Source organism: Megasphaera indica (genome assembly GCF_046614755.1).
GTDB lineage: Bacteria > Bacillota > Negativicutes > Veillonellales > Megasphaeraceae > Megasphaera > Megasphaera intestinihominis.
In genome coordinates this window covers 1-14978 of record NZ_JBKKJR010000002.1, presented here as the reverse complement: position 1 = coordinate 14978, position 14978 = coordinate 1, and the positions used below count along the sequence as shown (strand labels likewise).

The window sequence follows — 14978 nt, the reverse complement described above, 5'->3', positions numbered from 1 at the left end:
TTCTGAAATTAACTGCGGCCTTCGCCGTCTTTGAGGTCGTCGGCAATCTTGTGGAGGACTTTCTTGGCCTGCTGACGGCGATGCCAGTACCACAGGCCGCCATAGACGATGGCAATGACGATGAGGACGATGGTCAGGCGCAGGGAATGTTCTTCCATCATGACCAGGTCGTGCCCGACCAGGACCTCACAGGCGACAGACGGCAATTTGCCGATGAAGCAGCCCAGGATATAATCGCGGTAGCTGATGCGGCTCAGCGCCCCCAGGGCCGTGACCAGGCCGTTCGGCGAATACGGCACGGCCCGGGCCAGGGTCATGGCCTGCCAGGTACTGTAATGGTCGAGCTTGCTCAGCATCTTGCTCTTTTTGATGACCTTCTTGGCCTTGTTGCGGAACAAAGTCCGCATGAAGAAAAAGCTGATGATGACGCCGATTGTTTCGGCTACCCAGGAAACGACAGTCCCACCGGCAACGCCAAAAAGGACGCCATTGGCCGTGGAAATGAAGATAGACGGCAAAAAGCCGACGATGTTGATGACGATGTCGATGATCATGCTGACCAGGACGGCCCAGGCGCCGAAAGAGCGTAGGTAGTCGATAGTCCCCTGCATATTGCCGCTCGTCGACAGCTGCCAGACCGTGCTGTAAAAGTCCGGGATGGCCACATAGATAGCGGCCAGCATGATGAGCAGCATGGCAAAAAAGGCGATTTTAATGTGTGTTTCATGAATCTGTTTCGTAGTCATGTTATGCCTCTTTCTGCTTCCGTTCCTGCATCCTGGCCATTTCAGCAATCTTATCGTGCTTGAGCTTGGTCAGGTACATGGAACTGCCGATAATGAGCACACCGCCGGCGACGGTCAAGCCGGTGAGGATTTCGCCAAAGATGACGAAGCCCCAAAGGGCGTTGAAGAAGACGCCGATATAAGAAACAAAGCTGACGACAACCGGGTTGGCCATTGCATAGGCATTGGTCATCCAGATTTGGGCGATGACGCTGAACAGGGCCAGGCCACCGTAATAAATCCAGTCGCCGTGAGCCGGCATGACAAAGCCATCAGTCAGGGCCATGAGGACGATGCCCGACAGAGCTGCACAGACCAAAAAGTACAGGACCACTTCATAAGGATGGTGGCGTCCAGACCCGGTGAGCTTGCTGACTGTCGTATAGGCACCGGCCGCAAAAATGGCCTGCCCCAGGGCGAACAGGGAATAGACGTTGAATGACGAAAAGTTCCAGGGTCGGACGACGAGGCAGCCGCCGATGAAGATGACCAGGAGGGGCAGCTTCGACCCAGGCGGCAGGACTTCTTTGAGGAAAATCGCCGCGAAGAGCATGACGAAGAACGCCGACAACTGGGAAATGATGGATACATCGGCCAGGGGCATCCCGCGCAGGGCATAGAAAATGCAGATCATGCCGATACCGCCGAGGACGCCGCGCAAAGTCAGCGTCGGTATATCCCGCTTCGACAGATGTACGTGTTGGATGCGCATGAGCCCTAATATCAGAAGGGCACTGAGGAAACCGCGGAAGAACGCGATTTCCCCAGTGCTCGTCGTATAGGATAATTCTTTTACGATGACATTCTGGATACTGAAGGCCAAAGCCGATAAGATTGCGTAAATGACACCTCTACTCAAATCAAAGCCTCTTTCCTAGTGCTTGGCCGCAATAGCGTCGACGAAGGACAAGACGGCTTTCTTCATATCTTCCTTGTCGATGGAGTCGCTGAAGCGGACCGGTTTATTCTTGAGGTCAGCCAAAGGCTTGGGCAGGGCGATGCCCGTGACACTGCTGATGTCGGCCAGCATGTCGAAGGGATCGTCGCTCTGGCGCAGGGCCAGGGCTTCGCAGATGACCGGCGGGAATTTATAGGGATGTGCCGTCGCCATGATGACCGTATGGCGGCCTTCGTCGAGGCCCTGGCGATGGCGGTTCATGCCGACGCCGTAAGCGACGGCCGTGTGCGGGTCGAGGAGATAGCCGAAATCATTGTAGACGTGGTTGATGACGGCTTTCGTTTCATCGTCGTCGATCCAGCCGCCTTCAAATTCCTGGCGCAGGGTCTTCAATTCGTCAGCCGATACGCTCATCTTCCCCGTTTCCAGGAGGTCCTTTTCCCACTGGGCCACTTTGGCGGCATCTTCTTTGGCGACGTAGAACAAGAAGCGTTCAAAATTGCTCGACAAGAGGATGTCCATGGACGGGCTCGACGTCGTGTAGAAGTCGCGGTTCATGTCATAGACGCCGGTTTCAAAGAAGTCAGCCAGGACCTTGTTCTGGTTGGATGCGCAAATCAATTTGCCGATAGGCACGCCCATCTTCTTGGCAAAATAGCCAGCCAGGATATTGCCGAAGTTCCCCGTCGGGACGATGACATCGAACGTTTCGCCTTCGCTGATGGCGCCGTTATCGACGAGGGAGACATACGTCGATACGTAATAGGCGACCTGCGGGAACAAGCGGCCGATGTTGATGGAATTGGCGCTGGAGAAGAGGACACCTTTGTCGTTGGCATAGGCGTTGACTTCAGCACTGGTAAAGACGCGTTTCAAGAAGCTCTGGGCGTCATCGAAATTGCCATAAATGGCCGATACCTTGACGTTATTCCCTTCCTGCTTCTGCATCTGCTGCTTCTGCATGGGGCTGACGCCTTCGCTGGGATAAAAGACCATGATATTCGTACCGGCCACGTCCTTGAAGCCTTCCAGGGCGGCCTTGCCCGTATCACCGCTGGTCGCCGTCAGGATGAGGATATCCCGGTCCTCTTTTTCCTGCTTCTTGGCAGCCGTCAGTAAATACGGGAACAAGGACAAAGCCAGGTCCTTAAAGGCCAACGTCCGGCCGTGGAACAATTCGGCAATGGACAAATCCGTATCGATGGAATGGAGCGGTACGATGCGGTCATCGCGGAAAGTCGTATCATTATAAGCCGAAGCAATCATCTGCTTCCGTTCTTCTGCCGTAAAATTCGTAAAGAAATGGGACAATACGGCTTCAGCAATCTCCTGGTAAGACTTGCCAGCCAGTTCTTTATAGGACAGGACCTTTTCCGGGAATGATTCCGGCACATAGAGCCCTCCGTCCGCAGCCAGTCCATGCAGGAGCGCATAAGACGGCAAAACACATTCGTCAGATCGTGTACTTCTAAAATTCATCGATGAAATCCCCCTTTTCAGCTAACCTCATAGAATAGCTATAAGTATTTATATTATAAAGGGAAATAGCCACATTGTCCACTATTCTGTGAATTGGCCTAACGGCCCCGCAGTTCGCAGGCCGCCTCGAGTGACCCTCGGCTCGTAAAAAAAGGCCCCAAGTGGGGCCTTCGTAGGGGACGTCCTGAACAAGGCGTCCAGCCTCTGCTGTCCGTTTTGGCAACCGTCTTGCGCCTTCCGCTGGTCGGCACCTGACGGGCCAAAAAGGCCACGTGAATCTAGGCTTTGACAGCTACCCCTTCCAGATGCAGGAGGGCGATTTTTTTATCGATGCCGCCTGCATAGCCTGTGGCTCTGCCATTGGCACCTAAGACGCGATGACAGGGAATGATGATGGAAATGGGGTTATGCCCTACGGCACCGCCGATAGCCTGAGCCGACATCTTCTTTCCCGTCCGCTCTTCAACCTGGTTGGCAAGGTCGCCATAGGTCGTCGTCTGGCCATAGGGAATCTGGCAGAGCAGATACCAGACGAGGCGGCGGAACTCACTGCCCTGCGGTGCCAGGGGCAGCGTCATGATAGCCGGCATCCGTCCGGCAAAATAATCATCCAGCCAGTGCGCCGCCTTGTGCAGGATAGGCGTATCCTCTTCACGTAGGACTTCCCCCTGCAAGGCACCATAACAATACTTCTGCCCTTCAAACCAGGCCCCGACCAGCGCCGTATCACTAGCCGCCAAAATCATCGGACCCAACGGCGATTCATACATCATTTTGTAGTACATTTGTTTCACCCTCTCTCTACTTCTGAAAGTAATATCTCTTTAGATTGCAATAATTCAGGATGGCGAACCATATAGCCAGTTAAATTTTTCCAAGCTTCATTCTCTGCGATATAGGGAATAGGTCCTTCACAAATTTCATTTTCGGCGTGATTTTCCCCCAATGGTTGGTAAAAATTATTTTCAAAAGTCCCATAAGCATCTGGACGAAGCCAATGGTATGGAGAAACTAAGTGATCAATAGGTTCAGTTAAAGAAGAAAATAACGAGTAATACGTAAATCCCTTAGGGGCTATTAATTCAAAAATGGTCGGCATAATATTCATATGGCTACCAATAGTATTACCAGCAAAAATGCTTTGATCTAAATCGCGATGATTCAGCATAAATACCGGACAATGGCGTTCTCGGATAGAGCAGTCACGATTCATTAAGGACGTCTTTTGTAAAGGAGTCATTGTAATAGCATGGTCTGCCGTAACAATAAATAAGCTATCTGGGTAAACTTTACGCATAGTGTCAATAAAATTCCCAATAGCCTGATCCGATAACCAAAATGTACCTAGATTTTTTTGCAATTCTTTACTCTGTTTTATATCTTCAGGAGCATCGGGCATAACAGCTTCTGTATCATAGCCGTATTTTTTCAAATTAATTTTAAACGGCCCATGATAAGATGTGGTGTAGACAAAGTGGAACGATAGCTGGTCCGGATTGTCTTTCTGAATCAGTTCAGCTGCTTTTTCCAAAAAAACATTATCATAGACACCAACCCAAGTCTTAGGAGCATGAGGACCGCAAAAATCGGTAGCCGTCATAACTCGGTCAAAGCCGCAAGCAGGAGCAAACTGATTGAAATTTCCATAAGTTACATTACCACCATACCAGTATGTCGATGTATAGCCTAACTTTTTCAGCTGAAGAGGTAGTGCAGTCGGTACTGTTCCTTGCCAAAACGTTTCTTTTTCATTTAATTCTAACCCAGCATCAAAAATACCTGACATCAAGCTAACAATAGAGGGCCTCGAAATAATACCTGCCGACAGGGAATTGGTTAATATTGCCGTATGTGGATCATTCATTAGCCGTTTCCCACCTGATGTAATATTTAAGCATGCATATGCTGGATCAAATAGCTGCTGTAAATAACTTTCACCAACAAGAAGGAAAATATGCGATGGTTTAGAGATTCTAGGACCTTTCGCATGGTGTTGGAACGCATATACGGGATTAGGATACTGTTCAATATTGTCACGATTGGCTGGCAAAATAGCCTTTAAAGATGTTAAATCTTCTTCATCACTATGCTTGTACGCATCATTTAATTTGTGTTTTTTTACTTGTTCCAAGGCGACTAAATCATCTACCGTAGCTTTAGCAAAAAAAATATCCTTCTTAACAATGCTGGGAATTGTATCCCATTCCGGTTTATCGTCGTGGCTTAAAGTTCCTCCATAACGGAACCAATAAAACCCTAAAATAATGGCAACACATACAATAACATTAAAACCATACGCCAGGATAGGAGATGAAAAATGAGGATAACTAACACTTGGCAAAGAAAGGAAGGCTTGAATAGAAAATTTAACAATCCACCAATAAGGAATCCCTATAAGTATAAATAAGAGTCCATGGTCCTGATGGAAAAAAACATCAAGCAAGTTATGCTTTTCCGCCTTTCCACCAAGACGTAAAATCTGATTATAAGTGTCATGAAAATGATTGTAAAAAATCATTTTACCAACAAAAGCAATATAAAGCACCATAGCATATATCATGCCAGCCCAAAGCCTTACATCATTTCCTAGTGCATAATAGGAAGTAAAAAATAGTCCGGGCAATGAAACAAAAATAAGTGGCAGTAAAAATGCATATGCATTAAAATCCATGCCCCACCAAAAGCCGTATCGAAAGCAATGCCATACGACATTCCATCGTCCTTTCAACGTTTCATAAGGTGAATAGACTTCAATAAATACAGCGCGAAATATCGCACATAAAATAGGAAAAATCAGAAACAGTTTTATATCCTGCTGCATCGATAAAAAAAATTGTTCAAACACGATAACACCTCATCATAAAAATAATGGATTTATACTTTGTAATAAGATTTATACCATTGAGCAAATTTCCCCAGCCCTTCTTCAATCGTCGTCTCCGGCTTGAAATCGAAGTCATGCTGTAATTCGCTGACGTCAGCATAGGTCTGGTATACATCACCAGGCTGCATGGGCAGATATTCTTTTTCTGCCGTCTTGCCCAGGGCCCTTTCCAGGACTTCGATGAAATGCATGAGCTGTTCCGGTTTATGGTTGCCAATGTTATAGATTTTGTACGGATCACCTAGTTCATTTTTCTTCGGCGGATTGCACAGCATGTGTTCAATGCCGGTAACAATATCGTCAACGTAGGTGAAGTCCCGATACATGTTACCGTGGTTATAAATCTGGATAGCTTCCCCCTTGCGTATCTTATTAGCAAACTTGAAATAGGCCATGTCGGGACGGCCAAAAGGCCCATAGACGGTAAAGAAACGCAGACCCGTTGCCGGAATTCCGTAAAGATGGCTATAGGTATAAGCCATCAGCTCATCCGACTTCTTGGTTGCTGCATAGAGACTGATGGGATGGTCCACATTATCGGTCGTCGAAAAAGGCGTCTTCTGCTGATTGCCATAGACCGAAGAACTGGAAGCAAAGAGCAAATGAGATACCTTATGATGACGGCAGGCTTCGAGGATATTAAAGAAACCGATGATGTTGGAATCGATATAGGAACGGGGATGGTCGATGCTGTAACGCACACCAGCCTGGGCTGCCAGGTTTACGACAATATCCGGCTGGAACGACGTAAAAACATCATTCACGACTTTTTCATCAGCCAAGTCCCCTTTGACGAAAGTGAATGCCGGGAACTGGCGTAGGATAGCCAACCGGCTTTCTTTCAAGGAAACATCATAATAATCGTTAAGGTTATCCAGGCCAAGGATGGTGGCCCCCATGGTCAGCAGGCGCTTGGCCAAATGGAATCCAATGAAACCGGCGGCACCGGTAATCAAGACTTTGTTTGCACTATCAAAAGGTTTAAAATCTGCCATTATCATCGACTCCCTCTCAGTCGCGGTCAAAGATATCCCGCGTATAAACTTTATCCTGAACATCGCTGAGTTCTTCTGCCCAGCGGTTGGAAATAATAATATCGCTCATCTTCTTGAACTCGTTCAAGTCACGGATGACGCGGGAATGGAAAAAGTCATCCGCTTTCAAAGTCGGCTCATAGACGACGACTTCGATACCTTTGGCCTTGATGCGCTTCATGACACCCTGGATGGCCGAGGCCCGGAAATTATCCGAATGGCTCTTCATCGTCAGCCGATAGACGCCGACGATGCGGGGATTTTTAGCGATAATCATATCGGCAATGTGGTCCTTCCGCGTCCTGTTGGCAGCGACAATGGCCGAAATGAGGTTCTGCGGGACATCCTGATAATTGGCCAAAAGTTGCTTCGTATCCTTCGGCAGGCAGTATCCGCCGTAGCCAAAGGAAGGATTGTTATAAAAATCACCAATACGGGGATCGAGGCAGACGCCTTCGATGATTTCCTTCGTACTCAGGCCGCGCATTTCAGCATACGAATCGAGTTCATTGAAATAGGCTACGCGCAAAGCCAGATATGTATTGGCAAAGAGCTTGATGGCTTCAGCTTCCGTGGAACCAGTAAACAACATGGGGATATCCTTCTTCACCGCGCCTTCGGCCAGCAGATGGGCAAAGACTTTGGCCCGTTCCGACCGTTCACCGACGACGATACGCGACGGATGGAGATTATCATACAGGGCCTTGCCTTCTCGCAAAAATTCCGGCGAGAACATAATATTATCGGTATGGTAGCGTTCTTTGATGTGCTGGGTGTAGCCGACAGGAACTGTCGATTTAATGACCATAACCGCGTCTGGATTGATACCCAGTACCTCTTCAATGACCGCTTCTACAGAAGACGTATCAAAAAAATTCTTCTGCGGATCATAATTGGTCGGCGTTGAAATAATGACGAAATCTGCATCCGTAAAAGCCTCTACGGGGTCCAAGGTCGCCTTGAAGTGTAAATCATCACGCTGCAAAAAAGCCGAGATATCGCTATCTATAATCGGCGACTTCCCTTCATTCAACATAGCTATTTTTTCTGGAATAATATCTAAAGCAATGACATCATTATGCTGTGCCAGCAACATACTATTTGAAAGACCGACATACCCGGTCCCGGCAATCGCTATATTCATATAAATTCCCACTTTCCTTTTAGCACATTATATTTATTATACCATAAAATTCCATTCAGACCATTATGATGCTTTTGAAAAACAAGGAGAAACAAAGAGTTTGTTACAAATATAGCCCCTATAGATTGTAATAAGAATCTATAGAGGCTATATTATAAGCACGAAGTATTTAAATATGCAATTTATAACGAATCCGTAACCATGAATACCAAAAAATACCTTTAAAATATCCTGCCATATTTCCATGCGCTTTCTGATATCGTCCCCACTGCTGGAAATCATGATAATTTTCAGGCTTCTTTATCGGTAAAATATTAGTAATAGTAGGCCAAGGCGATAGTGCATTGTATTTCCGCCACTGTGCGTCGAAATCCGTCAATACCATTTGCCAAGGTTTCCGGCGCCCCGTCCAATGAATAAAAATGCTATCACCTTGGTCATATGCACCGCCATCGTAAACATTGTAGCAAGCAGGTAAGTGATAATTAGCTCCATCAAAAACAAGATTTAAAACATCTTGACTTTGCCCTAAAAAACGTTCACGCGGTTCATTTTGGTATGAAAATGCCTTTTCTGTAATAGAAGTATTTTCCCATGAATTTACATCAACAACCATAACCCCATCGTTAAAGTATTTTCCACTCTTTAATTTTAAAAAGTCCGCTCGATAAGTAATCGCTGAATCTCGTTCCGATACAGCCCCCATGGGTGTACCATTCATATCTAAATGGCATAATGGCTGAATAGAATTGACACACATTGTATCGGCATCAAGATAAATATATTTCTTTACCTTTCCTTTCAACACCTTAGGCATATATAATCGTGCATATGTAATTCTTGAAAAACGAGAAACCTTAATATGAAAGTCCTCAAATGGCTTCATGTTCAAAATATACACAACGCATCTACAATTCCATTTTTGAGCCAAAGTTCTAATTTTTTCTCGGTTTTCCCTATCACAACTATCCGTAAAAACATAAAATGTAAAGTTCATTTCTTTATTATTTTCCAAAACAGAAATAATAGAAACTCCCATAATGTGAATAAATTGATTATTGACATTATAACAAATATGGCAACTTGGCTGAGATTCTTTCAAATAATTATAGTCATATTGGGTAGTAATAAAATTGTCTTTGCTAAAAAAGTCATCGCTAAACGATTTCACTCATATCATCTCCATTATACGAGATATTTCTTTTTGAACCATAGATACAGTTACCGCCTCTACACAATCATTTTTCTTACATTTGCGTGGCCCAATGCAAATATGTTTTCCCGAACAAGGCAGATATGCACTAACAGCTCCTGTATATTCCCCTGCCGGTTTGTATATAGCTGGTGAATTATGTGTAAAGATAGTAATAACCGGACACCCCGCCGCACCTGCAATATGTGACGTTCCGGTATCCAAAGTCAATACCAAATCAATTTGACGGAATAAAGCGATTAATTCTGAAAAAGATGTTTTACCAACAACATTAATACATGAATCTTTGTGATTCATATATTCAATAATTTGATAAACTTTATTAGCATGTTTTGGGATACCTGTCATAATAATGACACTATTATATTTTTCTATTAGCCAATCTGCAATAACAGAAAATTTATCTGACGGCCAATCTTTAAATCCATCTGTCGTCGCTACACAAAAAGCTATTTTCTTTTTATCATTACCAGCAGGTTTTAATAATTGGGTTGCAGTTTGCATATCAACATTAGATGAAGGGCGAAAGCTCGGAGGAATAAATTTCATTTCCGAATCATTCGTATATAAGCACATTAAATGTTGAAAACTTTCCGACATTCTATGCTCTTTATAATTCCACCCATCTGAAAACGATAAATCATTGGTATAAAACCATTTTTCCCAACCTAATTTCCATCCTAGAGCTTGCTCCATACTAATTCGAATCGGAATATGTGCAAACCATTTCATTAAAGTAACTCGTTCGCGAGGATCAAGAGAAATCCCTATATCAAAGTTATATTTACGGAGCATCTTTCCCATACGATATACATCCATATATCCACCTTTACTTTGATACGTATAGGGAATGACTTGATCGATACCTTCAAAAAATGAAGCTACATAGGCTAAATTCGCGGTTGCCAAATATATAATTTCAGAATCGGGATATGCTTTTTTTAAAACAGGGATAACCGAGGAAGACATAATCATGTCCCCTAAATGCATAATACCGTCAATAAATATTTTAATATGTGACATATAATAGCCTCTCCTCAATAATCTTCATCATAAAAAAGCGAATCAATATGGCGTTCAAGTCGTTTATATTCAACAAATAATCTTTTTTCCCAAGAATATCGCCGAAGTAAGCGTTGAAAAGAATAATCTTTAATTTTTTTAATGTCTCTAGACGAACGTGTATGACGATTATCCACTGCATCAATAAGAGAGGCATTAGCCAACTCTTGATTTAAAAAAACAACGTTCTGATTCAGGCAAAAAATATCCAAATATAATAGCTTATAATATAATGCCCATGCATCAATCTCAAAAGCCAAAGGGGTCTGTGCTTTCAAAATATTTTCAGCAGCAACACGATTAATGACATAGCCATGGGCTGCTGAACCAGCCATGGAACGAAGAATATGAACGGAAGATTGTCCGATAGATTGAACTTTTCTTGTATGTGCTTTTGCTTTGTATAAAAGTAAAACAGCTCCTTTCTTTTGATTACCTATAAAATCCGCCACTGCAGGCGCTAATTGAGGAAAATCATCCCGTATTTCAACATCATCTTCAAAGACAAAAATATATTTTTCATTTGTCTGTAAAAATTTCTTGTATATAGATAAGTGGGATAATGCACATCCAATTTCACCTAAAGTAAGGAGCCCTCCATCATCTACATAATGACCTATTTGATCTTTAGTCAATTGATTTCCCATAATTGCTGGAAAAAATCTAGGCTCCAATCCAAGTCTATGAAATACCGAAGAGATATTATGTAGCCGTTCTTTTGCACTTATAGCATTGATTATAAAATGATTCAATTCCATTGACTTTCGCGCTCTCTTACCCTAAAATTTTTCTCCAAAAGCCTGCCCACTTCATGCGTAAATTTTGCCTTTTAAGTGATTTTCCCTTCATATCTGCACTAGGCTGCGGCATTGGATGGTCTCTAAAAGTTGTCCATTTTAGATAACTATAATATAAACGATTGAAAGGCCCCTCCAAAGGGAATTCCCAAGGTTTATATCTTCCAGCCCAGTGAAAAACAGCCGGATTTTTCATAGCCTCTAAAGCCTTTACCCTTAATGAAGTATGACATAATACTTTTAAGGGCATCGTAAATACAGGCGGAATAACATTCCATCTAAGCGGGATGTTTTTCCAATTGTTCATAAAAACCTTATTCAGGCCATCTTGATCGTGATGACGGAAAGCATGTTGAGTTACCGTACCAATAACTAAGCTTCCATATCTTTTTTGTCGCCACTGTTGTAAATCCATGATGAGAACGCCTGAATTAAAATAAGGGTCTCCCTCCGGCAATCCTAACGTCTCAAACTTTTGCCGCCGCATCCTTTTGGATTTCATAATGCCAAAATCACAGACTGCACCTAGTGGTTTCCCCTCTAGGGAAAAGTTCCATAATTTCTCCACATCATCTAATACGACTAAATCGGTGTCAAAATAGATAACCTTAGTGACAGTTTCCGGAAGCACTTGATCAATAGTAAGTCGCAAATAAGCAGCTTTACTAATATGACCACTAGTAAAGCCATGAACCTTTTTATCATCCACTGAAATAAACTGAACTTCCCCTTTTAAATCATGTACAGTCTGCATAATTAAGTCTTGATTTTCTGATGAAATATCATCATTCAAGACATAGAAGTATATTTTTTCTGGATGCAAGGTGTTTTTCAAAATTGATGCACAGGCTACTGCCAAATGTTGCGCATAATTATTATCAGCTGCTAAAACAAGCGTAATTTTTTCCATTTTCAATCCTTTTCATTTTTCTTCTGCAATTCATACAATTTCACATATTTAAGCATAGTATAAAAGCCATGCTGCCCACATGAAATAATTCCCATCCAACCATCTAAAAAAGCTCTTTTGATAAGTAAAGCTCTCAAGGCGCCTAAACTTGCATGTAAAAAGGCTGTTCCTAAAGATACTCTTTTTCCTTGCTGATATCTTTCTTCCGCCCAAATTGTTGTATAATAATCTGCCTTCATTAGCCACTGATGCCAGCTTTTATAAGTATAATGCTGCATTTTACCTTTCAGTATTTCTTTAGGTAAATTACATTCTGGATGCTCATGGACTTTACCAACCCAATGTACCTTATCTCTTGGAAACAATCTGTATACACAATCTGGAGAAAAAATTCCATGATGGAATTCATATCCGTTAAAAAGCATATACCTTTCCATGCCATATTGACGTGCTTTATTATTACTCTGAACAATGCTTGTTATATGTTCACATAAAATTTTATCAAGGCGTTCATCGGCATCAAGGTACATAATCCACTCAGAATCAGTTTGTGTAAGAGCAAAATTTCGTTGAGCTGCAAAATCATCATTCAGTTCATGAAAAACAGTCCTTGCGCCCTCTTTTAATGCTAAATTTATCGTAGAATCTGTACTTCCCGAATCAATAACCAACACATCGTCCGTGCATTTTTTCGCATTTTTAATCGCAGTTTCAATATATGCTTCCTCATTTTTAGTTAATATTACAATTGTCAATGTACTCATAAAATCCTCATTTCTTTACTAGTGGAAGATAAAGAGACGCCATAGTAATTCCCCACATGCCATAAAACATTCTCGTAATGTCCTTATTGTATAACGTGTTATCTACCATACCATGAGAAAATATAGCAACACAAACCCATAGCATAGCATAAACATAATAATTATCTGGTCTTTCATCTATCTTCTTTATTAAAAACACCATACTACCTAAACTAAAAATTAAGTAACCTATTCCCCCTACTGTTCCAGACATAGAAAAAAATGATGCTGTATTATTATGTGGAAAAGGCAAGGTTGGTTCTTTAGCTTGAGGCAATATATAGTGTTGTTGATATTCCTTTTGCCAATTTCCCATCCCGATACCAAATAATTTATGATTTTCCCACATATGGAATGTTGATTGTAACAATAAAAGTCTTTCCTGATCATAAGACCGATGTGCGACATGCAATGTAATAAATATACTGCCTGCAGCAAAAACGATTAATATTGTGAAAAAAAGAAATAACTTCTTTACCAACCGAAAAGAATATTTATTTTGGAATATCCATAGTAATAAAACAGCTAAGAAACCTACTCCGCAGGCCGCGATTCCACCTCTGGATTGAGTTGCCAACAAGGCAACAAATAACCCCAACGTTGCAATAAGCAAAATCATAAAAGTAATAAAATAAGCAGGATGCTTTCTCCTAAATTTACTAAAATGATAAAGAGATAAACTAAAGAATGGAAGTATTATTTCTAAAGCCATGGCAAATCGATTTGCAGAACTAAACGAAACAGATACTCGCTCAGTAAATACCAAATTTCCAAGCAAAATGACTTGTATCAAATAATATAATCCAGCTATCAAAATTCCGATTTGAATAAAAGTAACATACCTCGAATCAAGAGTTAAAAGGAAAAATAAAACCCAAAGAGGCAAAGAAAATAAAATATAATTGAATGTATATTTTATAGAGGCTTCCTGTCCTAACCCTATAGCTGCAAAAATTAATGAAACTACAAAAATTAAATAAAGTGCAACAAAGCCATCTCTTCTAAATATGTATTTTCTATGCATTATATATTTTTTAAAATAGACTGCAAATAAAAATATACTTAAAATACCAAGTGTAATATTATAGGTTGCAGTGGAGATATTACCGAATAAAGAAAAACTATATAAAATCAATATACATCCCAATCCATATTGTCTCAAAGCCAATGGAATTTGTGACTCCATTAAAATTCAATCCCTTCTTATTGTCAGTATTCGAATATATTCATTTCAGTAAAACATAGAAAAACCATATACAGCCTTAGATACTGCAATCTTTTGTCATCAAAGATATCATTTTTTCTTGTTAGCACTGCCATGATTTATGTGCTTCGAAAGTGGCTCTATACAGCTATGGATTAATTTCTCATCAGCATTTCGAATTACTTCTTGATATCTATTTTTTTCTCTATCAATCAGTCTACAGCAGTTTACAACTTTTTGAACAAATAAATATCGCGTAACCACACCTTTGAAGTATAATGAATCTGCTAAAACACATCATCTCAAAGGAGTTACGCGATGAATTCATTATACCTCGAAAATTCGATTATTGGTAGTCTGTTTCGTTTCTTTTCTCCATATTTTTCTGCGGCGACACGGCCCACGCAATTCCTGCTGACCTGGCTGGTTATCGCTCAGTTAGCCCTGCAGGCCTTCCCGTCCCTTCGCTTTCTTCACCGGAATTTCTTGTCCCAAGTAACGCATCGCTGCTTGAACAGTTATTACCGGGCGCTTCGGAATGAAACGGTGACGGGCCGGTCTCTCCGCCTGCAAACGGCACAATTGGCTTGCAGCTTGATTCCAGCAGCTTTACAGAATGAGCCAGTCTTCCTCAGTGTCGATGATACGACGGTGCCGAAATTCGGCAAGAAGTTCGATGCTGTTTCTCTGTTGCATGACCACGCCTGCCATACAGGCAAGCCTTACGTAAATGGTCATTGCTTCGTCAGTTTGACACTGAGTGTC

At 42.3% G+C, this 14978-nt stretch carries 13 protein-coding genes and 1 pseudogene; 1 reads left to right on the top strand and 13 read right to left on the bottom strand.

The genetic code is table 11. The features are described from left to right. Positions 1–8 precede the first annotated feature (8 nt). The 13 genes from ACFCTO_RS01555 to ACFCTO_RS01495 all read right to left on the bottom strand — a co-directional run bounded on the left by ACFCTO_RS01555 (position 9) and on the right by ACFCTO_RS01495 (position 14195). Entirely contained in the window at positions 9–746 is a 738-nt protein-coding gene (locus ACFCTO_RS01555; protein ID WP_294024088.1) for a TVP38/TMEM64 family protein, read from the bottom strand. 1 nt (position 747) lies between these two features. Then, entirely contained in the window at positions 748–1644 is an 897-nt protein-coding gene (locus ACFCTO_RS01550; protein WP_499876254.1) for a DMT family transporter, read from the bottom strand. A 15-nt stretch (positions 1645–1659) separates the two neighbouring features. Beyond that, a complete protein-coding gene (gene thrC / locus ACFCTO_RS01545) occupies positions 1660–3162 on the bottom strand; it encodes a threonine synthase (RefSeq protein ID WP_499876253.1) in 1503 nt (500 codons plus the stop codon). Between the two features lie 278 nt (positions 3163–3440). Further along, positions 3441–3947 (bottom strand): methylated-DNA--[protein]-cysteine S-methyltransferase, encoded by a 507-nt coding sequence (locus ACFCTO_RS01540; RefSeq protein WP_499876252.1) that lies wholly within the window; start codon positions 3945–3947, stop codon positions 3441–3443. 5 nt (positions 3948–3952) lie between these two features. After that, positions 3953–6007: an LTA synthase family protein gene (locus tag ACFCTO_RS01535; RefSeq protein WP_499876251.1), complete on the bottom strand. Its 2055-nt coding sequence runs from the start codon at positions 6005–6007 to the stop codon at positions 3953–3955. A gap of 29 nt (positions 6008–6036) precedes the next feature. After that, entirely contained in the window at positions 6037–7041 is a 1005-nt protein-coding gene (locus ACFCTO_RS01530) for an NAD-dependent epimerase (protein ID WP_499876250.1), read from the bottom strand. Positions 7042–7057: 16 nt separating this feature from the next. Then, positions 7058–8224 carry a nucleotide sugar dehydrogenase gene (locus ACFCTO_RS01525; protein WP_499876249.1) on the bottom strand — a complete coding sequence of 389 codons (1167 nt, stop codon included), beginning with the start codon at positions 8222–8224 and terminating at the stop codon, positions 7058–7060. Between the two features lie 169 nt (positions 8225–8393). Continuing rightward, complete coding sequence (locus tag ACFCTO_RS01520; protein WP_499876248.1) at positions 8394–9395, bottom strand: glycosyltransferase family 8 protein; 1002 nt, start codon at positions 9393–9395, stop codon at positions 8394–8396. Then, positions 9396–10460: a glycosyltransferase family 9 protein gene (locus ACFCTO_RS01515; RefSeq protein WP_444320474.1), complete on the bottom strand. Its 1065-nt coding sequence runs from the start codon at positions 10458–10460 to the stop codon at positions 9396–9398. Positions 10461–10474: 14 nt separating this feature from the next. After that, complete coding sequence (locus ACFCTO_RS01510; protein WP_499876247.1) at positions 10475–11257, bottom strand: glycosyltransferase family 25 protein; 783 nt, start codon at positions 11255–11257, stop codon at positions 10475–10477. A gap of 16 nt (positions 11258–11273) precedes the next feature. Then, positions 11274–12206: a glycosyltransferase family 8 protein gene (locus ACFCTO_RS01505; protein ID WP_499876246.1), complete on the bottom strand. Its 933-nt coding sequence runs from the start codon at positions 12204–12206 to the stop codon at positions 11274–11276. Between the two features lie 2 nt (positions 12207–12208). Further along, entirely contained in the window at positions 12209–12970 is a 762-nt protein-coding gene (locus ACFCTO_RS01500) for a glycosyltransferase family 2 protein (RefSeq protein WP_440339676.1), read from the bottom strand. Between the two features lie 7 nt (positions 12971–12977). Continuing rightward, the gene (locus ACFCTO_RS01495) at positions 12978–14195 is read right to left on the bottom strand and encodes an O-antigen ligase family protein (RefSeq protein WP_499876245.1); all 1218 of its coding nucleotides are present in this window, start codon (positions 14193–14195) and stop codon (positions 12978–12980) included. 336 nt (positions 14196–14531) lie between these two features. Here ACFCTO_RS01495 and ACFCTO_RS01490 point away from each other — a divergent pair. Further along, positions 14532–14978, top strand: a pseudogene (locus ACFCTO_RS01490) (IS701 family transposase); the annotation flags it as partial.

Coding starts and splice junctions, on each gene's coding strand:
- ACFCTO_RS01555 (WP_294024088.1), bottom strand. CDS start 746: ATGACTACGAAACAGATTCATGAAACACACATTAAAATCGCCTTTTTT.
- thrC (WP_499876253.1), bottom strand. CDS start 3,162: ATGAATTTTAGAAGTACACGATCTGACGAATGTGTTTTGCCGTCTTAT.
- ACFCTO_RS01540 (WP_499876252.1), bottom strand. CDS start 3,947: ATGTACTACAAAATGATGTATGAATCGCCGTTGGGTCCGATGATTTTG.
- ACFCTO_RS01530 (WP_499876250.1), bottom strand. CDS start 7,041: ATGGCAGATTTTAAACCTTTTGATAGTGCAAACAAAGTCTTGATTACC.
- ACFCTO_RS01525 (WP_499876249.1), bottom strand. CDS start 8,224: ATGAATATAGCGATTGCCGGGACCGGGTATGTCGGTCTTTCAAATAGT.
- ACFCTO_RS01515 (WP_444320474.1), bottom strand. CDS start 10,460: ATGTCACATATTAAAATATTTATTGACGGTATTATGCATTTAGGGGAC.
- ACFCTO_RS01510 (WP_499876247.1), bottom strand. CDS start 11,257: ATGGAATTGAATCATTTTATAATCAATGCTATAAGTGCAAAAGAACGG.
- ACFCTO_RS01505 (WP_499876246.1), bottom strand. CDS start 12,206: ATGGAAAAAATTACGCTTGTTTTAGCAGCTGATAATAATTATGCGCAA.
- ACFCTO_RS01500 (WP_440339676.1), bottom strand. CDS start 12,970: ATGAGTACATTGACAATTGTAATATTAACTAAAAATGAGGAAGCATAT.
- ACFCTO_RS01495 (WP_499876245.1), bottom strand. CDS start 14,195: ATGGAGTCACAAATTCCATTGGCTTTGAGACAATATGGATTGGGATGT.